Consider the following 23,769-nt stretch of genomic DNA (forward strand, 5'->3'; position numbering starts at 1 on the left):
CCAAGATTACAAAGAAATATTATGTGACTTACTAAACCTTAAAAATTAAAGATCTTCTATTTGTTAATCTGGTTATAAAAGTAATAAAAGAGAAAGTGCTCTATTTAAAAATAAAAGAAAGCAAGCTTAGAAAAATCTAGATAGAGAAAATAATCTGAGGAAAAAGAAAGCTTCTCAGATTATTTTTCTTGGATAAAAAAGTAGTTAAAATGAGTAGAATTTTACTTTTATCTATAATAGCCGTCTTTTTGATTCGCCTGAGCTACTAAAGCTACAATAAAAGAAATATGTTGGAACGATCATCTTACAGAAATGTTGAGCACGATGTCAACCATATCAACCAATACCAATGTTGTATTCGATATACTCCAAACAATGATAGATGCTGATCGAGATATTGCAGAAAAAATCATCGCAGCATTAGAAATATAAGGGAGGCCAGATGAATGAAAGACGTAAACTACCGAGAAGACGACTGGCGAGAAGCCAAAAGTGCCCTAGCCTCATTTAATGCAGCCAATTTGTTTGGTGGGGGGCTATTTAATCATTTAGAAAAAGTGTCGAAAAATATGGAGAATGCGGAAGCGGATATCCGCGACCTAGATTCCGACCACGCGATTCATTTCCAACATACCGACCATCGAAGTAAGTATGGGGAAATCGAGGAAGATTTAAAGGTATTGTATCAGTTTAGTTGTCACGCAGGGGAGAAAATCGAAACGCTGATTGATGAGCCCTTTTACAAGAAATTAGATGCGTTCGTAGATGGGATGCAAGATTTGAGTATTACGACGTATTCGACTACAAACCGTATTGGAGCTAAGTCGATACAAACGTATATGTCTTCTTATGGTGGACAGCCCCAAGTGATTGAATCGGTAAAAGAAAGTGCGACCATCGAAGATTTGATGAATGGGGACAATTTCTACGCCAACCAAATGACTCTCCAATATGATGCTTGGAAACGGGAGAATCCCGACCAGAAGGTCAGTGAAGCTGACTTTAAAATGGGGATGTTACATACCCGTGCTTTCGACTATAAATCTATTAAAGACGAACAAGAAGAGAAAGAGTTCTGGGTCAATATCGTTGCCGCCGTGGTGATTGTGGGCGTAAGTATCGTCTGCCCGCCAGCCGGATTAGCGCTTGGCGTAGGATTTGGCGCGCTAGAAGCCTCCTCCGCTATTTCTGGAAAAGACTGGATATCCGGCCGGGAACTAAGCGACCAAGAACGATTACTCCGAGGAGGATTTGCCTTACTCGATATTATACCAGGAGTCAAAGCCTTTAGCTCTGGAACCAAAATTGCAAGTGCAGGTTCCAAAGTATTGCGAGTTGGAGACGACCTACTCGATGGTGGAAAACTTACCATCAAAAATGCAGGAAAATCATTTAAAGGAACGATTGATAATGGCATTCAAGCAGGGAAACAAACGTTAGACCTGCGTATCGCTAACGTCAAAAAAGTCACAGACGACGCGATGCAGGCGACCAAGAAAAAATTAACAAAGGATCTAAACGATATAGGGGAGGCAGCCAAAACCATCCAGTCCAAAGCAAAAGAAACTTTCCAGATACCTCCGAGAGAACGCCTGGCATTCGCAGGCGCGGGAGGTTTGTCAGAACCGACAACAATAGCAAAAGCCTTCGACGCAGGCAAAAATAAACTACAAGAAGTCATGAGTAAGATGGATGGTTTGAATATCAAAGGCAGTGGCAAAGATGATATAATAGAGGGAGTTAGTGGAGCTGGGGCGAGTAAAATTGAGGATGTTTTAAGTGATGCAAGTAAGCTTTCAGATAACGCATTTGATGACATAGTTGAAGGTGTTGCTAAGACAGCAGATGATGTACCAGTTATTCGAGAAGTGGATTATGGAGACCATATTGTAAAGGGACAGAATGGAAGAAAAGATCTTGATAAGAGTGTTCAATATATAACCGAAGATGGGTATAAGTATACAACAGATGAACTAGGAAGAATAGTAGATGTAGATGCTGAAGAATTAGTTTTAGAAACAGCAGAACGGAACGAAGGAATGCAAAGGATAGCTGGACGAGAAGATAGACTACCAGATGATGACGGAGGACATTTGATTGGAAGTCAGTTCCATGGTTCAGGAGATATTGATAATTTAGTGGCGCAGAATAGTCAAATTAATCGTTCAGGTGGAGAATGGTATAGTATGGAGCAGGAATGGGCAAGTGCATTGAAGGAAAATCCTCCAAGAAAAGTTACTGTGAAAATTGAACCACAATATTTGGGAACTTCATTACGACCAGATGCTTTTCGAGTTAGTTACTCAATTGAAGGTTTAGGGGATTTTAATAGATTTATTGAGAATGTTGCAGGAGGGAAATAAAATATGGAAAAGACTTTAAATTTATTATATAAAGAGATTGCAGAGATAGTAAATCAAATGATACCAGAACAATGGGAGGAATTTTATTTTTATGCTCAAATTTCAAAAACTGGTGGTGGAGTATACTTTTTTTATAAATCCCAACAACACAACGATTATGTATATAGTTTAGATATTTTAAAATTATTTAATGTAAACGAAAAAGATTTTAAAAAGCATGAATATGAATTGTATAAAAAATGTAAGAGTATATATAAAATATTTGAAGAAAATGAACAAGAATTATGGTATTCGTTTACAATGAGTTTGGAAAAAACAGGGAGATTTAAAATGCATTATGATTATACAAACTGGTTTGATACAGAATATAGTTTTAGCGATCAAATGATAATTTGGAAATACAAATATTTAAATGAGAAACCAGAAGATCGGAATCTCCAAAAAAAGATAGATAAATATCTGGAAGAATTTCCAAGTAATCCAATCTAAATGATTATGTAATTAAAAGTAAAGAAAAAGTGGAAACAAATGAAAATAATAGTAAAAAGAAACATAGGATTCATGGGAGCAGTAAGCAAAGTTTCCCTAAAAGTAAAACAACAAAAGGTCGAATCATTAAAACATAGTGAACAAGTAGAACTAGATATTCAAGGAGAATAAGCACAAGTAAGCGCCAATCAATGGTTCTTTGGAAGTAAGGCAGTGAAAGAAAGTGCAAGGGAAGCAGTAGAAATACAAACCAATCCAATGTCAATTTTGGCATTTGTAGGAGTAATCATTCTTTTAAGCCTATCATTATTTCTAAATAATCTGGTAGTAAGCGTAGTATCCTTAGCAGGAATCGTAGGAGTCGTTCTGTATTTAATCCAAAATTATTATGTGATAAAACCAAAATCTTCAAGTAGTGGACAGTAGAATTATAACCTATTTTGCTAGATTTTGAAGACCAAAGAAAAAGGTCTGAGCGTCAATACAAACAATTAAACCAAATGAAGGGCATCTACACTAGAAAAAGCTTGAGGAATGTAGTTTTAGTTGCCCTATTCCGTAAGTTCCTCAGACCTTTATTCTTAAACACGCCAACAAAGAAAAGCAGTAACAAGGTTAGAAGAATAAAGTGGTCATTATAGAGAAGCACGAAATATTATATCTTTAAATGAACATCCTAAGCAAGCATCTTACATGGGTGGTTGCTTCTATTGGTTTACAATAAAGAAAAGCGAGGCCAGATGAATGAAAGACGTAAACTACCGAGAAGACGACTGGCGAGAAGCCAAAAGTGCCCTAGCCCCATTTAATGCAGCCAATTGGTTTGGGGGGCTATTTAATCATTTAGAAAAAGTGTCGAAAAATATGGAGAATGCGGAAGACGATATCCGTGACTTAGACACCGATCACGCGATTCATTTCCAACATACCGACCACCGAAGTAAGTACGGGGAAATCGAGGAAGACTTAAAGGTGCTATATCAGTTTAGTTGTCACACAGGGGAGAAAATCGAAACGCTGATTGATGAGCCTTTTTACAAGAAGTTGGATACATTTGTAGATGGGATGCAAGATTTGAGTATCACGACGTATTCGACTACAAACCGTATTGGGGTTAAGTCGACACAAACGTATATGTCTTCTTCGTACAGTAGTCAGCCCCAAGTAATTGAATCGGTGAAAGAAAGTGCGACCATCGAAGATTTGATGAATGGGGACAATTTCTACGCCAACCAAATGACTCTCCAATATGATGCTTGGAAACGGGAGAATCCCGACCAGAAGGTCAGCGAAGCCGACTTTAAAATGGGGATGTTACATACCCGTGCTTTCGACTATAAATCTATTAAAGACGAACAAGAAGAGAAAGAGTTCTGGGTCAATATCGTTGCCGCCGTGGTGATTGTGGGCGTAAGTATCGTCTGTCCACCAGCCGGATTAGCGCTTGGCGTAGGATTTGGCGCACTAGAAGCCTCCTCCGCTATTTCTGGAAAAGACTGGATATCCGGCCGGGAACTAAGCGACCAAGAACGATTACTCCGAGGAGGATTTGCCTTACTCGATATTATTCCAGGGGTCAAAGCCTTTAGTTCCGGCACCAAAATCGCTAGTGCAGGTTCCAAAATATTGCGAGTCGGAGACGATTTACTCGATGGCGGGAAGCTCGCCATCAAAAATGCAGGAAAGTCATTTAAAGAAACGATTGATAATGGCATTCAAGCAGGAAAACAAACTTTAGACCTGCATATCGCTAACGTTAAAAAAGTCGCAGACGACGCGATGCAGGCGACCAAGAAAAAATTAACAAATGATCTAAACGATATAGGGGAGGCAGCCAAAACCATCCAGTCCAAAGCAAAAGAAACCTTCCAGATACCTCCGAGAGAACGCCTGGAGTTAGCAGGTGTAGGTGATGATATTCTTCCCGTTGAAGCAGCTGCTGGAGGAACAAGCGCTGCTCAGAAGAAACTCCGAGATATGATGAGTAAGATGGATGATTTGAATATCAAAGGGAGTGACACGGGTGATATAATAAGGGAAGTGGAAAAGAAATTCACCCCGAAGAAAATAACCTTAGACAATGGAGAAATTGCTTTCCAAGCTAAAGACGGGACACTAGTTCGTTCACCAGATTTTCTAGATGAAGCAGGAGACATTAAATGGCCAAAAGCGAATGGATTTGTGGTAGATGAGACTGGTAACCCTATTATGGTAGATGCGGATTTGAAAGCGGGACAAATTATTGATAGATATAGAGATTCTTTCGGTCAATATACTAGTCCGGTAGAACAGGGGGAGGTATTAGATTATGATACCAGAGGCTTACCATACCCTGAAAGTATAAAAGAATACCATCAATACAAAGTAATTAAAGATATAAATATGGAAAATGTACAGAAGGCATTTAATAGTTTAAGTTCCACTGATAAAATAAAAATGATAGAGGATATGGACTTTTATAAATTTAGTCTTGAAAGTATAGCAAGTCCTCAATCAGGGAAAATAGCAGAAGTTTTTGGAACAGGCGGGGGAACTCAAATCAAACTTGGAACGGTAGTTAATTGGTATGAAAAATTAGAACTTTTAAAGGAGATAAGGTAAATGAATGAAGAAATATTAGAGTATAAAAAAATAATTGAAGATGCTGTTGAATTATTAGGATATACATCATTAAGATATGCTATTTTTGAAGGTGAAACTAATCATAAAGTTGAATATCAAGTGAGGATTGAATACATAGATAAACACTATGAAGTATATGCAACTAGTGAGCGTGCTTCAGTTTCTGGAAAAAGTGAGTATACTGAATTTGCTCCTGCATATAAAGAATTTATGTATAAGTTACAGTTAATGGTATTACGGAATCGTAGACGTTTGAGAGATGGAGAACCCTCAGAATATCATTCGTTATTATGGGATAGATAAGAGTTCAAAGAAAAAACTTAAAAGAAGATGTTGATTTTGAAAAAGAATTCTGGGTCAATATTGTTGCTGCCGTGGTGATTGTGGGCGTAAGTATCGTCTGTCCACCAGCCGGATTAGCACTTGGCGCACTAGAAGCCTCTTCCGCAGTTACTGGAAAAGACTGGATATCTGGCCGAGAACTAAGCGATCAAGAACGATTACTCCGGGGAGGATTTGCCTTACTCGATATTATTCCAGGGGTCAAAGCCTTTAGTTCCGGCACCAAAATCGCTAGTGCAGGTTCCAAAATATTGCGAGTCGGAGACGATTTACTCGATGGCGGGAAGCTCGCCATCAAAAATGCAGGAAAGTCATTTAAAGAAACGATTGATAATGGCATTCAAGCAGGAAAACAAACTTTAGACCTGCATATCGCTAACGTTAAAAAAGTCGCAGACGACGCGATGCAGGCGACCAAGAAAAAATTAACAAAGGATCTAAACGATATAGGGGAGGCAGCCAAAACCATCCAGTCCAAAGCAAAAGAAACTTTCCAGATACCTCCGAGAGAACGCCTGGCATTCGCAGGCGCGGGAGGTTTGTCAGAACCGACAACAATAGCAAAAGCCTTCGACGCAGGCAAAAATAAACTACAAGAAGTCATGAGTAAGATGGATAACTTGAATATCAAGGGGAGTGGCAAGGGTGATATAATAGGTGAAGTGGAAAAGAAATTCACCCCGAAGAAAATCATCTTAGACAATGGAGAAATTACTTTCCAAGCTAAAGATGGGACACTAGTTCGTTCACCAGATTTTCTAGATGAAGCGGGTAGCATTAAATGGCCAGGTTTTAGATTATGACACAAGAGGTTTGCCGTATCCTGAGAGTGTTAAACCTTATTTCCAATATGAAGTACTTAAAGATATAAATAATGTAACAGAAGCTTATAATAATTTATCTCAAAATCTTAGAGATAGATTAGACATTGTTATGGAACAATTTCAATTCACTTTAGATGATTTAGCAAATCCTCAACAAGGTGAGATAGCAAAAGTATTTGGAGCGGGTGGAGGAGCTCAAATTCAGCTTGAAACGTCAGTGAGTTGGTATGAGGTATTACAATTAGTAAGGGAGGTTTCCTATAGAAATGAATGGGGACAACTGTTATTTCTGGTATTATGAAGACCTAAAATACGATAGTTCCAAAAAAGCAAAAATCAGTTTTAAAAAGACGAAATGAAGAGTAAAAATAAGCAAACTTAAAAAAGTAAGTGGAGGAATTAATCTGAGAGAAAAGAAAGTCTCTCAGATTATTTTTCTTGGATAAAAAAATAGTTAAAATGAGTGAAATATTACTTCTTTAAAAGCTTAGAGTAAAAAATGAAACTTATAAGAGCCTTGCTGTACCACTAGGCCTTCGCGGAAAAGACGATATTGTTCAGCTGAATTTACATGAAAAAGCACACGGACCGCATGGATTGGTAGCTGGGACGACTGGTTCTGGTAAATCAGAAATTATTCAATCCTATATTATTTCACTTGGCGTCAATTTCCACCCATATGAAGTCGCATATGCTCTTAAAACACGTGATACGAACAATGTGGATTTAAAGTATATGCGAAAGCGAATGAAGCGCTACGCTAGAGAAAGAAAATGGAAAATAAAAGCGGATGAATTATATGGGGTTATTTTATATAATTCAGATGAAGTCATATTTGATTTTTATATTCCATTGATAAAAACGATTAACCAACGTAAAAAGTTTTAAGAAAAATCAAGTTTGTCAGCAGACTTGATTTTTTACATTGGTGTTAATTTTACTGGTATACTTCGTTCAAAATTCCATTATAGTAAGCCTATCTTAACAAATGGAGTTGAAAACAATGATAAAAAACGAAGAAAAATTAAAAATGCTACACCAAAAAAAGGAACCGCTAATTTTATATAATTGTTGGGATGTTTCTTCTGCTAGAGCGATACAAGCAGGCGGGGCAAAAGCCATGGCAACAAGCAGTTACGCAATCGCAGAAAATCTTGGAGTGGCAGACGGAGAGCAACTAACTTTTGACGAAATGTTCCAAGTTCTATCACGAATTGCGGCAAATACACAACTCCCGCTAACTGTAGACATCGAGAGTGGTTATGCTGAAAATCTCACTGAACTTGCCAAAAACACTGAACGCCTACTTGAAATTGGAATAGCTGGTATAAATATAGAAGATCAACTCATGGGTGCTATCAATCCCGCATTATGCAGCACGGAGGAATATTGTGATAAAATCAAGGCAATAAAACAAACGGCAGCTAAAAGAAATGCGAATATATTTATAAATGCACGCACGGACATCTTTTTCCAGGGACGAAAAGAGACAGAAGCGCTAGTAAATGAAGCAATCAAGCGAACAAAAGCATATGCCAAAGTTGGTGCAGATTCAATTTTCATCCCAGGGTTACTATCGCCGCAATTAATCCGTACTTTTGTCCAGAAATCTCCATTACCAGTCAATGTTATGCTAATGGACGGAATGGTTTCCACCGCTGAACTAACAGAAATCGGTGTAAAAAGAATAAGTTACGGGCCAAATAGTTATTTTCAGGCTAATTTAGCGATTCAACAAGCAACGGAAAAGATTTTCGGAGGAGTTGAGAATGTATGATTACTAACTCGCGAGATATTGATAAATATTATGAAATGTTAGTAGAGAAAAACTCGAATTACGAAGGAGTATTTTTTGTTGGAGTGAAGACAACCGGGATACTTTGTAGACCAACTTGTCCAGCGAAAAAGCCACTAAAAGCAAATTGTGAATTTTTTAGTACTGCAAAAGAAGCGCTTCTGGCATCATACCGGCCGTGTAAACGTTGCGAGCCGCTTTCTAATCCAACGAAAATGTCCTCGGCTGTGAAATTACTTGTGGATGCGATTGAGAAAAATCCTGAGAAAAAGTGGACGGATAAGGATTTTGATGGCTTATCTATTAGTGCGAATACAGCGCGGCGTCAGTTTCAGAAGCAATTTGGAATGACATTTATTGAATATGCTCGGTCGCGCCGATTGGGGCTTGCTTTTAAACACATTCGAAATGGTGATTCGATTATAAATGCGCAGATTGATAGTGGTTATGAATCTGGCAACGGATTTCGGGATGCTTTTTCTAAAACGATGGGGGATGTTCCTCATAAAACGAACGGCATCACTATTTTGTATTCTGCGTGGCTTGAGACGAAACTTGGCTCGATGCTTGCGATTTCGGATGATGATCATTTACTGCTGTTAGAATTTGTGGATCGGAAAGGTCTGGAAATGGAGATTAAAAAATTGCGCACGCGGTTAAAAGCAGCAATTTCGCCTGAAAAAACGGATGTAATTAGACAGGTTGAAGCGGAACTGGAGCTGTATTTTGACGGGGAATTAGTGGATTTTAAAACGCCGATTCGTTATATTGGTTCAGAATTTCAGCAGGGCGTTTGGGATGAGTTGCGACGGATTCCTATTGGGGAAACGATTTCCTATAAAGTACTTGCAGAAAAGCTTGGCAAACCAACAGCAAGTCGAGCTGTCGCAAGGGCAAATGGAGCGAACCAACTATCGCTAATTGTCCCATGCCACCGAGTTATAAATAGTAACGGTGAATTGGGTGGTTATGGTGGTGGACTGGCTCGGAAAGAATGGCTGATTAAACATGAAAAGATGGTTCCAAAATAAACTGGAGCCATCTTTTTTTCTGTTATTTTACGCGAATTCCAAATAATGGCATTAAAGCTGGAGCATGCGAATAATCAATGTGCACACCTTTTAAATCTTGCGGCATCGCAGTGATAGACTCAAAAATGCAAGAGCTGATATCAATGCCACTCAGCGCGCAATTTAAGAACTGAGCTTTATTTAAATCAAGACGTTCTAAGTATGTATCGACTAATTGCGCACCACTGAAATCACTATTCGTATAAGCACCAGAGTCAAACGAGACCCATTTTAAATTAGCGTAACGAAAAGCTACGTAGTCCGCATAACAATCATCAAAAACGCAATTTCTAAGTGTCGCATCACTGAAATTTACACCGATTAATTTACAATTTTCAAACCGAACTCGGTGAATAACAGCCCCCATCAAATCTAAATTCGATAAGTCACAGTTTCTGAAAATCACATCGGTTAGATTTACACTGACAAGAGAGACGGAATCAAACACACAACCATCAAAAACAACGGTTTCTAAATTAAAATGTTCGAAAATTTCTCCAGTTAGCGTTGTTTTTTTGAAGATTTTTTCACTAATTTCCCCGATATCTTCAATCACATAGGTATCGTCTGGATAGACCATCAAATCCCCATCTGGAATCCGCGGCGCAGCAATTTTTTTCATTTTTCTTACCTCACTTTCGCTTCTATTATAACGCATATTGTTTGGAAAAGGGTTGGAAAATCATTTACCTTTCCTAAAAAACGGCTTACAATGAATTTAGGTGAAAAATGGTATTGGAGGAATGGGCAAAATGACAGCAAACGTATTAGTAACAGGGAAATTACTACCAGAAACAATGGAAGCTCTTGGAAAGTGGCAAGTGGAAACAGCTATAGGAGAAGAAAGTCTAACAGAGGAAGCACTAATGAAAAAAGCGGAAACTGTGGACGCAATTATTTGCCCGCTTTCAACGCAAATAACAGCAAAAGTCCTCGAATCAGCGAAAAATCTTAAAATTGTTGCGAATATTGGTGCAGGATTTGACAATATCGATGTGAAAAAGGCACAAGAATTAGGAATTGCTGTAACGAACACTCCAGATGTATCAACTGAAGCAACTGCTGAGTTAACACTTGGGCTCATTTTGGCAATTGCGCGAAGAATTCCAGAAGGAGACCGTCTATGCCGCGAAACTCCAGAGGAATTTACAGGCTGGGCACCGACTTTCTTTTTAGGAACAGAATTAAGTGGGAAAACCCTTGGAATTATCGGCTTAGGTAGGATTGGTCAGGCTGTTGCAAAACGAGCAGCTGCTTTTGGAATGAAAATTATTTACTCAGGACATAACCCGAAAGATTACGATGCCGAATTTGTTAGCCAAGAGGAATTGTTAAAACGTAGTGATGTAGTGACAATTCATGCGGCTTACAATCCTGATTTAAAACATTTAATCAATGAAACAACCTTCCAAATGATGAAATCTAGCGCATTTTTGATCAATGCGGCGCGTGGACCGGTTATAGAAGAAGTTGCGCTCATTAATGCTTTGAAAAGTGGACAGATAGCTGGAGCAGCTTTAGATGTTTTTGAATTTGAGCCTAAAATTGGTGAAGCGTTACGAGACTTAGATAACGTAGTTTTGACCCCACATATTGGTAATGCAACTGTCGAAACTCGCACTGAAATGGGACGAATGGCAATTTCGAATGTTGAAGCTGTTTTAGCTGGAAAAGCTCCCATTCATTCGGTTTACTAAGCAAGAAAACATAGCCGTAGTAAGAAGTTGCGGCTATGTATTTTTACTGAATTATGGTATAATGGTTTTTGTCGGAATACGACGGGTTGTTAGCTCAGTTGGTAGAGCAGCTGACTCTTAATCAGCGGGTCGTGGGTTCGAACCCCTCACAACCCATATTGGAAAACCGTTTAGGCTGTTGAGCTTAGGCGGTTTTTTTATCTGAATTAGTTTGTATAAATGTGGGAAAATAGCTTCCGTGGGCAGAGCGTGGGCAGAGAATCATGTAAAAGGGTTTTTAAATGTATTTGCAGCTTCTTGTTGTTTCTCTTTTAGAACGTGGGAATAGATGTCCGCTGTTGTGTTAAAGGATTTATGGCGTAAACGCTCTTGTATTACTTTGATATCGAGACCGCTATTCAACAAAAGTGTAGCAGAAGTGTGCCGTAAGTCGTGAAAACGAATAGATGGCAAGCCATGCCTATCTATTAATCTTTTCCATCGTTGGTAGTAGCTGTCTGGTCGGAATGGTTTCCCATTATAATCTGCAAATAAGAAGTGATGTCCCGCCCAATCCCCAGTACCTGGTAGCGTTAAAGGTCTATAGCTTTCGAGTAGTGCAGAGAGCCATGTCGGAATATCTACTCTTCCAGTCTCTCCGTTTTTAGTCCCAGACTTGATGCTCACGCCTTCGCCAACGATCGTGATAGCTGTTTGTTCGAATAGTATTTCATTCTCGACAAAGTCAATATGCTTCCATTCCAGCGCCGCTAACTCAGCTTCTCTGCAACCTGTCACTAATGCTATATAAATCATTGCTTGCATTTGTACAGGCTCTTTTGCTAGCGCTCTATCTAGCTGAGCGACGTTTTCAGGTGTGAATATAGTTGGTGGTCGTTTTTTAATCTTCGGAAGCTTAATTCCTTTTGCGGGATTTGCTGTTAGAACTTTCCATTCCACCGCTGTCTCTAACACTGAACTTAGCGCAAAATATATATGTCGTACCGTTCTAGCTGAAAGCACTTCCCCTGTTACTAGATTCGCGTCCGGTTTTTGTAACTTGTCTATCAAATTTACAATTTGTAGAGTAGATAATTTATTCAACTGTATACCGCCGATTTCCGGGTACAATCTTCTTTTAATCTGTGAGTAGTATTCGTTATATGTTTTGTAAGCAAGATGCCTTTGTGCGTGCTTTGGTAGCCATTCTTTCTCTACAAATTCCTTGAAGGTGAGCTTAGAAGGGGCTTCATATCCATTCCTTTCTAGCTCTTCAATAAAGCGATTGAGCTCTTTCTCCCTCTCCTTTGCACTCTTCGTTTTTGTCATCTTAGACCGTTTAACAGGTGTGCCTTTCTCGTTGTAGCCTACGGTCACCCGCAGCCGCCAGCCCGTTTTTAACTTCTCAATAGACCCAACGTATCGTTTTTTGTTTGCCATTTCTTTTCACCTCCTTTCATTTTAGAATATATGTTCGGTTTTTGGGCTGTAAGGACCCCAAGAAAAGAGTCCTGTAGTGCTACAGATTAAGAAATACTTTTTTATACTTCTCCGCTTCGTTCGGCGTGAGTTTTGAATCTATTCTAAGTAGGACCTTACTATTGCTAAAACGATACTCATTATCAACATCGGTCTTGACAGGCAGGTCTTGTAAATACTCTAGTCGTTTTTGAAGGTCTTCCTCCGTTTTGAACTCCTCAATTGTTCCCCCGGTTCTTTCGTTTATGAGTTGTTCTATCTGAGCACCTTTGTCGGATTCATCAAGTCCTAAGTCGTTAATATTTTTTGTAGCAATTCTATCAATCGCTGTCTTGTCATTGAAGTCAATTTTCGCGATATAGGAATTCGGTCGTCCTAAGAGCTCGTTTGGGTCTGTGTCTTCTGTGAAAACTACATTTTTGTACATTGCTATCTCTGCCTTTACAAAGCTATCCATAGTGGATTCTGCTGTCACTTCCTGCTTCTTACTTTCAGTAGTCTTTTTTGTTTCTTTCGTTTCTTTGGGTTCTTTATCTGCCGAATCCGTCCCGCAAGCCCCTAGAAGTAAAACCAATCCTAGCAGTAAAATTCCAATTCCTTTTTTCATTCTCGCTCGCTCCCTTTTGTTATGTTATATGATTTTATTTGAGTAAGCCAAATCCGTGTTATCTCTATAATGACAAAGCACATTGTCTTCTATTTTCTTTAACCGTCGCTTTGCTAGATTTGCAGAAACACCAAAAAGGTCTACTATCTCCATTATACAGTCCTCTGACGAGAAGTCTACCATACCCAACATACGATAAGGAATTCGCAGGTACATGCTCATCTGTTTAGCTTGCTGCTCTTGCATAGCCTTTTGTTGCCTGGTCATTTGCAACTGATTCCCCGTATGCTCTAGCCAATGCGCTAATTCATGAAAAAAGGCCTCTTTGTAATCCTCGCCTCTTAGTCCACGGGATAGTACAATCCCAAAATTACCGAATGCGACGGAAGGGAAGTCCATTTCCATCACTAAGACATTATACGCAATTTGTATTTTTTCTGTATCCAGTTGTGTAGGTTTAGTTATGTTGTGCTGGGTCAAACTCCCAGACATGCGTAGTTCCATCTCTGTTGGTTTGTAGTGTTTTATATAATCAAACTTAGAAATAGCCATCCAGTCATCTCATTTCTACATGTTTTCGAATTCATCAATCTTACGTTGCGCCTCTTTTAATGCTCTGATTATGCCCTCCACTTTTGCAATATCTTCTGAGGTCAACCCTTCCACATCTAAGAATTGCGCATCCTCTAGCTCATGAAGAGGGGGTTGTTTGTCGGTTCTTCCAAGAAGGTAGTCAACAGAGACATTGAAGTAATCAGCAACCTTTTGGATAACGTCTGTTTTGGGACTGCTTTTTTTCCATGTATAGAAGATGTTTTCACTTAGTCCTATTTCAGTAGCCACATCTTTTAGACTTTTACCCCGTCCATTTGCTAAATATTTTATCCTGTCAAAAGTAGTCATATCAACCATCCTTAAATAATATTTTTAATAATTTTTACAAAACTTTATAAAAATGTTGACTGTAGTATAAAACTTTGTTATTATATTTTTGTACCCAATAATATTTACAAATAATATTACTAAATATGTATAGCAAGAACCAGTGATTCAGCGCATGAAAGTCGCCATAATCCCTGCTTATTTCCTATGCAAATATTGTATAAAACTTTATAAAAAAAGTCAAGAATATTTGTGAATATTATTTACTTTTATAATTGAGAGGAGGCTTTACAGATGTCAACCGAACTAAAATACAGAGTAAGAGCAGCTCTTGCGTTACGTGGAAAAAATCAATCCTGGTTAGCCCAAGAACTCAATATCCATCCTGGGCAATTGTCAAGAATTATTAACGGGCGGGATAATACAGAAAAGCACATCCGACGTATAAAAGAATTTTTAAATATTGAATGAGAAAGGGAGTGAAAAACATGACCAATTTAGTAGTAATGAAAAACGAACAAGCGGTGACTAGTAGCTTGCAGGTGGCAGAAGTATTTGGAAAACAACACAAACATGTACTTGAGGCGATTGAAAATAAATTAAGTGTAGCCGAAAACTTGGCTCAACTAAAAATGATGTTTAAACAAGACCTTTACACCGCTGTAAACGGGAAGTCGAACAAAATGTATTACATGAATAGAGATGGATTTACATTTATAGCTTTTGGATTTACAGGAGCTAAGGCGGATGAATTCAAACTTAAATACATCGAAGCTTTTAACGAAATGGAAAAAAGTCTTCACTCACAAATTGATTTCTCGAGTTTAAGCCCAGAGCTTCAAATGTTTAATTTATTAGGTGAAGCGCTTGGGAAACAAGAACTGGCAACACGGGCACTAGAGGGTAAAATCAAAGAACTTGAAGCCCAGTCAAACAGAATTAAAACAACTTCTGATGCAAGGCTATTTACAACTGCTGAGATTGGTAAACCGTATGGACTGCACAGTCGTGCACTACATCAAATTCTCTTAGACAATAGAATTATTTATTACAAGGGCGGTAGGTGGCGGCTTTATGCCTCTCATGAGCACCTGGGACTAAAGGACTCGTCCACCTTGAAGAACAGTCAGAAGTGGACACTCAAAGGTAAGCACTTTATTGAAAATCTACTTAACAAAAAGGTGGGCTTAGATGGAGATTAGTCAATTTAAAGAAACCATGACAGCTCAAGAGGTAGCGGAGTACTTAGGTGTAACCCGTCAGACTATTTACAAATGGGCAAATTATGCGGGACTGCCAAATAAGCAAATGTGTGGAAGAGTAAGACTATTTAGTCGAAGTCAAATTGACGAATGGGTTAAATCAAACAAGGTAGGTGCGTCGAATGAATGAGCTAATTATGTCAAAGGAATTAGTTAGAGGACAAGTAGTAAGATTCTATAAAATAGCGAATAGAAAAGTAAGATACGAGTTGAAACAAGGACAAGATGTATTAACCAATGGTCCATTTCCATCACTACTAGAAGCAGTGAATCATTTCAAAGCAATGTATCGAAAACGAGAGTCAATTAACAGAAAACGAACAGAGGAGCAAGAGCTCATTGACCAGTTTAATGCATGGGATGGCGATGTAAACGATATGGAGGGGTTCACTTTATGACAGGTGAGGAGCTTATAAAGCTAGATGTGTTATCAGAGAAGCTGAACAATGCTAAACACGAACTTCAAGCGTTCAGATATGCGTCGCAAACTAGAAACAGGAAAGTGCTGACTAAAGAGCTTGCAGTAGAATTTGCTTCTAAGTACGGCACATGGCTGGTCACAAACACGGAGCTAGCAATCCAACAAAGTTCACGCATTCTAGAGCTAGAATTACAGGTTGAGGCCTTAAAGGCAGAACTTGAAGTTTGGAAAGGTGAGGAAACAGAACAATGAAAACAGTAGGAGGTAGAGTAGATGAGTCAAGATAATATAAATCCGCAGCACTATCAACAAGGCGGTATACAAACCATTGATGTCATGAAGGCAAAACTCACACCGGAAGAGTTTAGAGGACACTTAAAAGCAACGGTAATAAAGTACATCACTAGAGAAAGTATGAAAGGCGGTATTGAGGACTTGCAAAAAGCGCAGTGGTATCTGGATTATCTCATTGCTTTTAACACTAACGTCCCATTTAAGTCACGTGCAGAAATTGACGAAATACTAGACGATTATGACAAACTCGAGACTGGAATCAAAGACCTACAAGACCGCATGATGCTGGAGGGTGAGACTAATGAGTGAGATAGAATCTCTTGTTGCTATAGCTTTTCTACTGATAGCCTTTGCAGTGCTCTGCTATTTAGTAGGCTATGCAGATGCAGTGAAGAAAACGAAGGGCGGTGGTCAAATTGAAAGTATGAAAAAAGCTCGTAACGAAGCGGCAACTTCGAAAACGAGCATACAGAAATTAGTATCTAAACATAATTTAACACGGATGGAGGCTAAAAGCAAATGGTCCAAGTAGGGGATACCGTAGAAATACAAGACCGGTCAGGAATAGAAAAAAGGGCAATAGAAGGTCAGTGGTGTTGCGTGCTTGCGGTCATGTGTGATGCCCTTCTAGTAGAAGATACCACTGGCGATAGATTCACTATACCAGCTAGCCAAGTCAAATTAATAAAAATGAAGGAGTGCACAAGATGAGATTAACTTTTGATATTGAAACAGTAGATGATGCACTGGAACTGCAAAAGATTTTAAAAGTACTTTCCACAGAAGGGGAGCTAATACAATTCTCTACGGAAGATTCAAAATCAGAGATAACTACTAGCAAAGAACAAGAGGAACAAGAGGAAGAAGAACAAGAGGAAGAGGAGCAGACACTCACGCTTGCAGATGTGAAGAAAGCCGTCTCTCGATTTGAGGGAGGAACAAAAAATGTACAAGTGAAATTTGTGATGGTTACTGCTTTCAAAGTTACAGCTCTAAATAAGCTAAAACCTTCCGATTATCAGGACTTTATTGAGATGCTAGACGAACGCGAAAAAGAGTTTGGTCTTAGTCAAAACACGGACAAGGATGCTTCCGAGAATGAAGATAGGAATAAATCCAAACAGAATACGTCATATGAAGAGGTGCTTACCCTAGACGCTTTGCGTATGATGGTTCGTCCGTTTGTTCAATCCAAAAACAATAAGGCTGTTAAGAAAATCTTGCGTGGAAACTTCGGCGTCGAGGCTATGGCCGAATTGGACGAGGAAGATTACCCTGCTTTTGTCGCTGAACTTGAAAAATCGAAGAAGAAACTAGGTCTCTAAGATGCCCGAAGTTCACGCGAAGTTATCGGCTTCGGGGTCGAGTCGTTGGCTAAATTGCACGCCGTCCATTGCGCTTGAGGCAAAGTTTCCAGAGCAGGGAAATGGCGGGTTTTTTGCACAAGAAGGCACGCTGGCACACAGCTTTGCAGAGCTACTGCTTCAAAAATTTAATGGCGATGTGGACAAGGCGAAATATGCTAGAAAGCTAAACCGTTTAAAGAAAAATAGTTTATATGATGCTTCGATGATTGAGCATGTAGAAGTTTACACAACTATTGTAATTGAGAAGTTTCAGGAAGCTCATGCAGCAGACAAAAACGCAGTTCTTTCTATTGAGCAACAGCTGGACTATTCCGACTATGCAAGAGGTGGGTTCGGTACAGGTGACGCGGTAATCGTAGGCAATGGTGTGGTTGAAATTGTAGACCTGAAATTTGGAAAGGGTGTTCCTGTTTCAGCAGAGGAGAATAGCCAGCTCATGCTTTACGGTCTTGGCGCATATAATGCTTTCGAATTGGAGCACACGATACACACAGTTCGAATGACTATTGTACAACCTCGCTTAGACAGCGTGACTGAATTTGAGATGGAGGTAAGTGATTTACTTGATTGGGCAGAGAACGTCGTAAAACCAGCGGCACTACTTGCGGATGCGGGAGAAGGCGAACTAAACGCAGGACCTTGGTGTAAATTCTGCCGAGCACGCAAAATCTGTAAGGCCCGTGCTGAGGCTAATCTTGCACTAACAAGCTATGACTTTAAAGACCCGCGCTTGTTGCAACCAGAAGAAATTGCGAGAATATTGGGTCAGGTTGCAGAATTAAAAAGTTGGGCAGATGATGTAAAAGATTTTGCACTGAAAGAAGCAGAGGCTAAAGGCACGGAATTTCCCGGATGGAAATTAGTCGAAGGTCGGAGTAATCGGAGGTATGTTGACGCAGAAATGGTGCAAGGCGTTTTAGAGTTAGAGGGTTACTCAGAAGAGGAGTTACTTAGCAAAAAACTCATCAGTATAACAGATATGGAAAAGCTAATCGGTAAAAAGCAAGTTGGAGTTATTTTAGGTGATTTAATTGAAAAGCCACCTGGAAAACCAACACTTGTAATTGAAAGTGACAAAAGGAAAGCAATTAAATTGAAAGCAGACGCAGCGGATGACTTCGCTGACGATTTAGAAAATTAAGAGGAGATGTTGTAAAAATGGTAAAAGTAAAAACAGGTAAGGTCAGATTTAGTTATGTGCATGTGTTTGAGCCGTGGGCAGGAGACGAAAGTCAGGAAAAGAAATACAGTGTTTGCTTAATTATTGACAAAACAGACAAAAAGACAGTGAAAGCTATTAAATCCGCAATTAAGGAATTGAAAGAGAGCAAAGAGGCAATCACAGTCTGGGGAGGCAAAAATGGCACTGCTCCGAAAAACTTAAAAATCCCGCTTCGTGATGGAGACGAAGAGCGTGACGAAATGGAAGAATTCGAAGGCAAGTATTTTGTCAATGCAAATAGTAAACGTCAACCCGGCGTAATTAACAAAAAACGGAAAGAACTAACAGCGGAAGAGTTCTACAGTGGCTGTTATGGTCGCGCTAGTATTGACTTATATGCATATAACAGTAATGGAAGCAAAGGCATCGCGGTAGGTTTGAATAATTTATTATTCCTAGAAGATGGTGAACCACTTGGATTCAGTGCGTTAAGTGCAGAGGATGACTTTGACGACGATTTGGATGATTACGATGATGACTTTGACGAGGACGAAGAGGATGACGAGGACGAAGATGACCTATGAGTCAAAAAACACTGAGTATTGATATCGAGACCTACTCAGGCCGGGACATCAGGAATTGTGGTACCTATGCCTATGCGGAGGATGAAGCTTTTGAAATCATCCTCTTGGCATATGCCTATAGCGACGATAAGGTTGAAATTGTAGACCTTACTATCGATGAACTACCCGAGTATGTACTCAATGATTTGACAAATCCGGATGTACTCAAGACAGCGCATAACGCTAATTTTGAAAGGACCTGTCTTGCTAGATATTATGATTGTGAAATGCCACCGGAGCAGTGGCGATGCACGATGGTGCATGGGACCTTACTAGGATTGCCAGCTAGCTTAGATATGATGTCCAAAGCGCTCAAGCTAGACCAGGAAAAAGACAGCGAGGGAAAGGCCCTCATAAGATACTTCTGTATGCCTTGCAAGCCGACAAAAGCTAACGGTGGCCGAACACGAAACTACCCCGAACATGCTCCGGAGAAGTGGGCTAAGTTCATGGAATATTGTAGACAAGACGTGATAGTAGAGAGGGCTATATCTAATAAAATATCTAAATTCCCTTTTCCGATAGAGGAGCAACGTAATTGGGAACTGGACCAACGAATAGTTGATAGAGGGGTTAAAGTAGACATTTCACTTGTAAATCACGCTATCGCATGCCAAGAGTGGTATCAAGAACGCTTGTTTAAGAAAGCGAAAGAATTAACAGGCTTAGAAAACCCGAACTCTGTTGCTCAGCAAAAAAACTGGCTAGCTGAGAAAGGCTACCCTGTCACTAGTTTGAATAAAGAATCTGTATCTAAACTGCTTTCAGATAGGAGTCTTGACAAGGATGTAAGAAAGATGTTGCTACTACGTCAAGAGATGTCAAAAACAAGCATAAAGAAATATGAAAAAATGAAACATGCAAGATGCAATGACGGACGAATTCGAGGCCTACTACAGTTCTATGGCGCTAATAGAACCGGGCGTTGGGCGGGGCGACTAGTTCAAGTACAGAACCTTCCTCGAAACTATATCAAGGACATTGATGAGGTTAGAAAAGACTTGAAGATAGGTGATTATGAAGCCTTCGAGATGATGTATAGTAGTGTGCCTGATGTACTCTCACAGCTCATCAGAACCGCTTTTGTTGCGGAAGATGGTTATACCTTCGACATTACCGATTTTAGCGCCATCGAAGCACGTGTTATCGCGTGGCTTGCAGGTGAACAGTGGCGATTAGATGTATTTAACAGTCACGGAAAGATATACGAAGCTTCGGCTTCTCAGATGTTTCATATACCTATTAACGAAGTGGACAAGAACTTACGTCAAAAAGGGAAAGTCTCAGAGCTCGCTCTTGGCTATAACGGCGGCGTGAATGCGTTAATTGCTATGGGTGCATTAGAAATGGGACTTCAAGAGAACGAACTGCAAGGCATTGTGGACGCTTGGAGAAAGGCGAGCCCAGCGATTACTAAACTGTGGCGAGGTGTTGAAAACAGAGCGAAGACGGCAATCGCAACGCGAAAAAGCCAAAGGTATAAAGGACTTACTTTTCATTACAAAGCAGGCATCTTGTTCATTCAGCTGCCGAGTGGGCGCGACTTGGCTTATTTCAAAGCTAAACTGGTACCCAGCAAATACGGCGAGCAAATATGCTATGAGGGGACCTCAGAAAAAGGTTGGCACAAGCAACACACCTATGGTGGTAAATTAGTCGAGAACATTGTTCAAGCAATAGCGCGGGATTGTTTAGCAGTCTCGCTACAACGAATTGAAGACGCAGGGATTAGCACAGTGATGCATGTACACGATGAAGCTATCACAGAGGTTCCAGCGTCAGAGAGCTCGATTAGAAAGCTAAATGCAATACTCGCTGAGCCGATTTCTTGGGCTCCGGGTTTGCCGCTAAAGGGAGATGGGTTCTCTTCCGCTTTTTATATGAAAGATTAAACAAGGAGTGAGAACATGACCGAATATGCAATGTATAAAGGCGACGATCTACTGATAATCGGCACATTAACAGAACTAGCAGAGTTTAAAAACGTAACTCGCGATACGATACTGTTTTATATGTCTAATTCGTATAAAAAACGTGTCGGAGAGAACGGTTTGTGCGTTATCAAAATTGAGGATGATTAGGAGGTGTAAACGTGTCTTACAAAGTAAACAATGAAATCTATATAGCGATTGTGTTGACAAAATCAGCTTTCGTTCACACCTTTCTGGACGATATAGAGATGATAAAACGCTATTTGCCGCTTATTGATTTATTCAAGAATATTAACGAATTAAATATCGAAGATTATAAAACAAAAGGCTCTAAGCTTGAAACAGAACTATATAATTCAATAAAGAAAACGAGTGATAAAAACACTTTAGGATGGACTATTGAATTAGCTATATGCGCATTTAATACGAATCGTCAAATCGATACACTTGTTTTAGAACATCTTTTATCAGAACGTCTCATACACTCTGTTTCAGGATTCAAAAGCTATCAGTTGTGTGATGAAATAGAAAAGTATTTTGACACAGACAAAATTATTACACGCAAAACGTTAGATGAATTTACAAACTACATTTTACAACGTAAGGAGGGCTGGGAATGACACAAACAAAAGAACGAGAATACGTCATACGTGCTGGTACTAAAAAAAAGGGCCCAACTAGATTTATCGTTGAGTATTCGAAAATAGGGGACATGTTAGTATTTTCGACATCTAAACTTAGACCTGTAATTTATGAATCTGAAGCTAAAGCTTTAATAGCATTACAAGAAATGAAAGTTAGATTTCCCGAATTGCGATTTGAAGCTATTGAAATGAAGGAGGAAGCAGAATGACTATTTACAAAAAAGATTTATACGCACTAGTGGAAGAAGCAAAAAAGAAAAAGCTTGCGAAATTGAGACAAGAGCAAGAGAACGAATCTAAACTGTACGTACAGAAAATCGTAGAGAATAACGATTTGGAAGCGGAGCTAAAGGAATTCATATTATGTAGAAATAAAGCTATCGAACTTGCTGAAAAATTGTACGAATATTTACCTGTTCGGTACAGTCACCTTTCATCGGCAAGTAACGACACGCAAATACCATCTTATGAATATTTAATTGATAGATTGTCAGACCTTCGATTTGCTAGAGAAGATAATGCACGTCGATTACGATACAAACACGACTCTGATATAAATGCAGTTCACCAAGAATATGCCAAATTGAAGGCTCAATTAAAAGCTATCTCCTCGAAGCAAGGATATGAAGTATTGAAAAATTTGGGATTTGATGTGAGCGACATCAATGTAAACGCTAAGTCGAATCAAAACCAAATTGCCATTGTACCGCTCGATAAAAATCTGCTTGGAATCGAGGTATCAGAAAATGAACGGACTTGAGAAAATCGACTTAATTATGGGAGCAGTTAGACTTTTAACGCAAAATGAAATTGATGAAATGCAAGAATTGATTGATAATCAGAAGACTTTTATACACCCATTCAAAAGAGGAGAAATGCGAAAAACACATAAAATCGCAGAACACAATCAAAGAATGCTAAATGAGCTACTCGTGTTGAAAGAAATTATTGAGGACTTTGAAGAAGAAGTGGAAAAATAATGCATTATATTGATTCGAGGAGGGTTTTTGAAAATGTCTGAGACAACTAACAACACTAACAATACTCATATTAAGTTAAATTCGGTTAGCGGTACCTTGTTCAAGACGCATGATAAGAGTTTTTTTAAAAGATTCCACCTACAAAGCAATTTTGCTATTGAACACCTAAGTTCTGACGTAGGTACTTATATAATACTTCAAATCATGATATGCGGTGACATGGAAGTTTTAGCGGAGTTGGTTCGTAGGTCTGACTATGAGAATGGAGTAGCAGGATGAATATAATCAAAAAAGGTGACCGGGTTCAAACTTTAACGGATACAGAGTGCAATAGGGCGGATTTGCAAGGTTACGCTAAAGTCCCAAAAGGAACTGTTTTATACGTAGATAAGATACTAAATCATAAATTACTAATTGTCTCACTTCCTGATGATAGCGAACGGAGATATATGCTTAATGTATCAAAAATATTAGTAGTTAGATATGAGTGGGAGGAAGCGGAATGACTGAGTTTAGAGTAAATGATGAATTAGCATGTATCTATAACTTTGAGTATAAGTGTATTTGTAAAAAGCTGGTTAATAAAAGTGTATTCATTGATGAAAACGGGATAATGAGGCACGTCCACAACTGGATGATTGTACCTGTCCATCATCGATATAACCCTGTCGGAAATAAAAGGTTAATGCGAGGTGACCCTATAGTTTCTGAAAGAGGGGCTACGGATATATTCGGGGAGCGTATTGGGGATAATAGATTTACAAATCTCGAGGGGGAGATTCGAATACTATCAAAATGGGCTTAGATAGGACGTGGAGTCCTCCTGTAAAGAAGCTATCTTTTAGCGCAATCGACGAGCTGGATGACTATACTGTTCAGCGTGCGCTAGGTCTATCCTCCATTTATCGGAAAGGCATTGTGCATGAACAAGCACAA

The 23,769-nt window shown here is 39.3% G+C and carries 35 protein-coding genes, 1 tRNA gene and 2 pseudogenes; 33 read left to right on the forward strand and 5 right to left on the reverse strand.

Translation table 11 applies throughout. The features are described 5' to 3' along the window. Nucleotides 1-348: 348 nt before the first annotated feature. The 12 genes and pseudogenes from JL53_RS15745 to JL53_RS00575 all read left to right on the forward strand — a co-directional run. A pseudogene (locus tag JL53_RS15745) lies at nucleotides 349-432 on the forward strand (hypothetical protein); the annotation flags it as partial. Nucleotides 433-446: 14 nt separating this feature from the next. Then, nucleotides 447-2,363, forward strand: a complete 1,917-nt coding sequence (locus JL53_RS00520; RefSeq protein ID WP_077916384.1) for a DNA/RNA non-specific endonuclease — start codon at nucleotides 447-449, stop codon at nucleotides 2,361-2,363. Between the two features lie 3 nt (nucleotides 2,364-2,366). Continuing rightward, nucleotides 2,367-2,852 carry an immunity protein YezG family protein gene (locus JL53_RS00530; RefSeq protein ID WP_038406384.1) on the forward strand — a complete coding sequence of 162 codons (486 nt, stop codon included), beginning with the start codon at nucleotides 2,367-2,369 and terminating at the stop codon, nucleotides 2,850-2,852. 39 nt (nucleotides 2,853-2,891) lie between these two features. Continuing rightward, a complete protein-coding gene (locus tag JL53_RS15930; RefSeq protein WP_267906575.1) occupies nucleotides 2,892-3,023 on the forward strand; it encodes a hypothetical protein in 132 nt (43 codons plus the stop codon). A gap of 42 nt (nucleotides 3,024-3,065) precedes the next feature. After that, a complete protein-coding gene (locus JL53_RS15750; protein ID WP_234288436.1) occupies nucleotides 3,066-3,278 on the forward strand; it encodes a hypothetical protein in 213 nt (70 codons plus the stop codon). Between the two features lie 318 nt (nucleotides 3,279-3,596). Continuing rightward, the gene (locus JL53_RS00540) at nucleotides 3,597-5,453 is read left to right on the forward strand and encodes a glycohydrolase toxin TNT-related protein (protein WP_077916385.1); all 1,857 of its coding nucleotides are present in this window, start codon (nucleotides 3,597-3,599) and stop codon (nucleotides 5,451-5,453) included. After that, on the forward strand, nucleotides 5,454-5,777 hold the full coding sequence (locus JL53_RS00550; RefSeq protein ID WP_038406385.1) for an Imm59 family immunity protein: 324 nt from the start codon (nucleotides 5,454-5,456) through the stop codon (nucleotides 5,775-5,777). 80 nt (nucleotides 5,778-5,857) lie between these two features. After that, nucleotides 5,858-6,619: a pre-toxin TG domain-containing protein gene (locus tag JL53_RS00555; protein ID WP_052010510.1), complete on the forward strand. Its 762-nt coding sequence runs from the start codon at nucleotides 5,858-5,860 to the stop codon at nucleotides 6,617-6,619. After that, nucleotides 6,579-6,941 (forward strand): glycohydrolase toxin TNT-related protein, encoded by a 363-nt coding sequence (locus JL53_RS15755; protein WP_077916387.1) that lies wholly within the window; start codon nucleotides 6,579-6,581, stop codon nucleotides 6,939-6,941. The genes JL53_RS00555 and JL53_RS15755 overlap by 41 nt, the downstream gene beginning before the upstream one ends. Nucleotides 6,942-7,135: 194 nt before the next feature. Further along, a pseudogene (locus tag JL53_RS15980) lies at nucleotides 7,136-7,339 on the forward strand (FtsK/SpoIIIE domain-containing protein); the annotation flags it as partial. Nucleotides 7,340-7,643: 304 nt separating this feature from the next. After that, entirely contained in the window at nucleotides 7,644-8,417 is a 774-nt protein-coding gene (locus JL53_RS00570) for an isocitrate lyase/PEP mutase family protein (protein WP_038406388.1), read from the forward strand. Next, on the forward strand, nucleotides 8,414-9,466 hold the full coding sequence (locus JL53_RS00575; protein ID WP_038406389.1) for a bifunctional transcriptional activator/DNA repair enzyme AdaA: 1,053 nt from the start codon (nucleotides 8,414-8,416) through the stop codon (nucleotides 9,464-9,466). The genes JL53_RS00570 and JL53_RS00575 overlap by 4 nt, the downstream gene beginning before the upstream one ends. A gap of 22 nt (nucleotides 9,467-9,488) precedes the next feature. On the opposite strand, the gene JL53_RS00580 is transcribed toward JL53_RS00575, so the two are convergent. Then, the gene (locus tag JL53_RS00580; protein WP_003718155.1) at nucleotides 9,489-10,127 is read right to left on the reverse strand and encodes a pentapeptide repeat-containing protein; all 639 of its coding nucleotides are present in this window, start codon (nucleotides 10,125-10,127) and stop codon (nucleotides 9,489-9,491) included. A 130-nt stretch (nucleotides 10,128-10,257) separates the two neighbouring features. Here JL53_RS00580 and JL53_RS00585 point away from each other — a divergent pair, with 130 nt between their 5' ends. Together JL53_RS00585 and JL53_RS00590 are read left to right on the forward strand one after the other, a co-directional pair. Then, on the forward strand, nucleotides 10,258-11,202 hold the full coding sequence (locus JL53_RS00585; RefSeq protein WP_003718156.1) for an NAD(P)-dependent oxidoreductase: 945 nt from the start codon (nucleotides 10,258-10,260) through the stop codon (nucleotides 11,200-11,202). A gap of 83 nt (nucleotides 11,203-11,285) precedes the next feature. After that, nucleotides 11,286-11,358 (forward strand) — tRNA-Lys (locus JL53_RS00590). A gap of 105 nt (nucleotides 11,359-11,463) precedes the next feature. On the opposite strand, the gene JL53_RS00595 is transcribed toward JL53_RS00590, so the two are convergent. From JL53_RS00595 to JL53_RS00610, 4 genes are all read right to left on the reverse strand, one after another. Next, a complete protein-coding gene (locus JL53_RS00595) occupies nucleotides 11,464-12,621 on the reverse strand; it encodes a site-specific integrase (RefSeq protein ID WP_038406391.1) in 1,158 nt (385 codons plus the stop codon). A 79-nt stretch (nucleotides 12,622-12,700) separates the two neighbouring features. After that, entirely contained in the window at nucleotides 12,701-13,267 is a 567-nt protein-coding gene (locus tag JL53_RS00600) for a hypothetical protein (protein ID WP_038406393.1), read from the reverse strand. Nucleotides 13,268-13,291: 24 nt separating this feature from the next. Next, nucleotides 13,292-13,819, reverse strand: a complete 528-nt coding sequence (locus JL53_RS00605; RefSeq protein WP_038406394.1) for an ImmA/IrrE family metallo-endopeptidase — start codon at nucleotides 13,817-13,819, stop codon at nucleotides 13,292-13,294. Between the two features lie 15 nt (nucleotides 13,820-13,834). Beyond that, nucleotides 13,835-14,170, reverse strand: coding sequence for a helix-turn-helix domain-containing protein (locus tag JL53_RS00610; RefSeq protein WP_038406396.1), 336 nt, complete (start codon nucleotides 14,168-14,170; stop codon nucleotides 13,835-13,837). A gap of 273 nt (nucleotides 14,171-14,443) precedes the next feature. Here JL53_RS00610 and JL53_RS00615 point away from each other — a divergent pair, with 273 nt between their 5' ends. From JL53_RS00615 to JL53_RS00710, 19 genes are all read left to right on the forward strand, one after another. Continuing rightward, on the forward strand, nucleotides 14,444-14,620 hold the full coding sequence (locus JL53_RS00615) for a helix-turn-helix domain-containing protein (RefSeq protein WP_038406397.1): 177 nt from the start codon (nucleotides 14,444-14,446) through the stop codon (nucleotides 14,618-14,620). Nucleotides 14,621-14,637: 17 nt separating this feature from the next. Beyond that, nucleotides 14,638-15,351, forward strand: coding sequence for a Rha family transcriptional regulator (locus JL53_RS15630; RefSeq protein ID WP_158423288.1), 714 nt, complete (start codon nucleotides 14,638-14,640; stop codon nucleotides 15,349-15,351). Continuing rightward, the gene (locus JL53_RS00625) at nucleotides 15,341-15,541 is read left to right on the forward strand and encodes a helix-turn-helix domain-containing protein (RefSeq protein ID WP_038406398.1); all 201 of its coding nucleotides are present in this window, start codon (nucleotides 15,341-15,343) and stop codon (nucleotides 15,539-15,541) included. Before JL53_RS15630 ends, JL53_RS00625 begins: the two co-directional genes overlap by 11 nt. Continuing rightward, the gene (locus JL53_RS00630; protein WP_038406399.1) at nucleotides 15,534-15,809 is read left to right on the forward strand and encodes a hypothetical protein; all 276 of its coding nucleotides are present in this window, start codon (nucleotides 15,534-15,536) and stop codon (nucleotides 15,807-15,809) included. The genes JL53_RS00625 and JL53_RS00630 overlap by 8 nt, the downstream gene beginning before the upstream one ends. Then, complete coding sequence (locus JL53_RS00635; protein ID WP_038406400.1) at nucleotides 15,806-16,084, forward strand: hypothetical protein; 279 nt, start codon at nucleotides 15,806-15,808, stop codon at nucleotides 16,082-16,084. Before JL53_RS00630 ends, JL53_RS00635 begins: the two co-directional genes overlap by 4 nt. Before the next feature lie 21 nt (nucleotides 16,085-16,105). Further along, complete coding sequence (locus JL53_RS15225) at nucleotides 16,106-16,435, forward strand: DUF3310 domain-containing protein (protein ID WP_077916388.1); 330 nt, start codon at nucleotides 16,106-16,108, stop codon at nucleotides 16,433-16,435. Further along, nucleotides 16,428-16,658 carry a hypothetical protein gene (locus JL53_RS00650; RefSeq protein ID WP_038406402.1) on the forward strand — a complete coding sequence of 77 codons (231 nt, stop codon included), beginning with the start codon at nucleotides 16,428-16,430 and terminating at the stop codon, nucleotides 16,656-16,658. Before JL53_RS15225 ends, JL53_RS00650 begins: the two co-directional genes overlap by 8 nt. Further along, a complete protein-coding gene (locus JL53_RS00655; protein ID WP_038406403.1) occupies nucleotides 16,646-16,837 on the forward strand; it encodes a hypothetical protein in 192 nt (63 codons plus the stop codon). The genes JL53_RS00650 and JL53_RS00655 overlap by 13 nt, the downstream gene beginning before the upstream one ends. Next, the gene (locus tag JL53_RS00660; protein WP_038406404.1) at nucleotides 16,834-17,451 is read left to right on the forward strand and encodes a hypothetical protein; all 618 of its coding nucleotides are present in this window, start codon (nucleotides 16,834-16,836) and stop codon (nucleotides 17,449-17,451) included. The genes JL53_RS00655 and JL53_RS00660 overlap by 4 nt, the downstream gene beginning before the upstream one ends. 1 nt (nucleotide 17,452) lies before the next feature. Continuing rightward, on the forward strand, nucleotides 17,453-18,634 hold the full coding sequence (locus JL53_RS00665) for a DUF2800 domain-containing protein (RefSeq protein ID WP_038406405.1): 1,182 nt from the start codon (nucleotides 17,453-17,455) through the stop codon (nucleotides 18,632-18,634). Between the two features lie 17 nt (nucleotides 18,635-18,651). Continuing rightward, nucleotides 18,652-19,239 carry a DUF2815 family protein gene (locus JL53_RS00670; protein WP_038406406.1) on the forward strand — a complete coding sequence of 196 codons (588 nt, stop codon included), beginning with the start codon at nucleotides 18,652-18,654 and terminating at the stop codon, nucleotides 19,237-19,239. Next, on the forward strand, nucleotides 19,236-21,170 hold the full coding sequence (locus JL53_RS00675) for a DNA polymerase (protein ID WP_038406407.1): 1,935 nt from the start codon (nucleotides 19,236-19,238) through the stop codon (nucleotides 21,168-21,170). Before JL53_RS00670 ends, JL53_RS00675 begins: the two co-directional genes overlap by 4 nt. Nucleotides 21,171-21,185: 15 nt before the next feature. Beyond that, nucleotides 21,186-21,359, forward strand: a complete 174-nt coding sequence (locus tag JL53_RS15695; RefSeq protein WP_200881771.1) for a hypothetical protein — start codon at nucleotides 21,186-21,188, stop codon at nucleotides 21,357-21,359. Between the two features lie 11 nt (nucleotides 21,360-21,370). After that, nucleotides 21,371-21,829: a hypothetical protein gene (locus JL53_RS00680; RefSeq protein WP_038406408.1), complete on the forward strand. Its 459-nt coding sequence runs from the start codon at nucleotides 21,371-21,373 to the stop codon at nucleotides 21,827-21,829. Beyond that, complete coding sequence (locus tag JL53_RS00685) at nucleotides 21,826-22,062, forward strand: hypothetical protein (RefSeq protein WP_038406409.1); 237 nt, start codon at nucleotides 21,826-21,828, stop codon at nucleotides 22,060-22,062. Before JL53_RS00680 ends, JL53_RS00685 begins: the two co-directional genes overlap by 4 nt. Continuing rightward, complete coding sequence (locus JL53_RS00690; RefSeq protein ID WP_038406411.1) at nucleotides 22,059-22,613, forward strand: hypothetical protein; 555 nt, start codon at nucleotides 22,059-22,061, stop codon at nucleotides 22,611-22,613. Before JL53_RS00685 ends, JL53_RS00690 begins: the two co-directional genes overlap by 4 nt. Beyond that, nucleotides 22,600-22,833 carry a hypothetical protein gene (locus JL53_RS00695; RefSeq protein ID WP_038406412.1) on the forward strand — a complete coding sequence of 78 codons (234 nt, stop codon included), beginning with the start codon at nucleotides 22,600-22,602 and terminating at the stop codon, nucleotides 22,831-22,833. The genes JL53_RS00690 and JL53_RS00695 overlap by 14 nt, the downstream gene beginning before the upstream one ends. Nucleotides 22,834-23,108: 275 nt before the next feature. After that, entirely contained in the window at nucleotides 23,109-23,339 is a 231-nt protein-coding gene (locus tag JL53_RS00705) for a hypothetical protein (protein ID WP_038406414.1), read from the forward strand. Beyond that, nucleotides 23,336-23,638: a hypothetical protein gene (locus tag JL53_RS00710; RefSeq protein WP_038406416.1), complete on the forward strand. Its 303-nt coding sequence runs from the start codon at nucleotides 23,336-23,338 to the stop codon at nucleotides 23,636-23,638. The genes JL53_RS00705 and JL53_RS00710 overlap by 4 nt, the downstream gene beginning before the upstream one ends. Nucleotides 23,639-23,769: the final 131 nt, after the last annotated feature.

It is taken from the genome of Listeria ivanovii subsp. londoniensis (assembly GCF_000763495.1).
GTDB lineage: Bacteria > Bacillota > Bacilli > Lactobacillales > Listeriaceae > Listeria > Listeria londoniensis.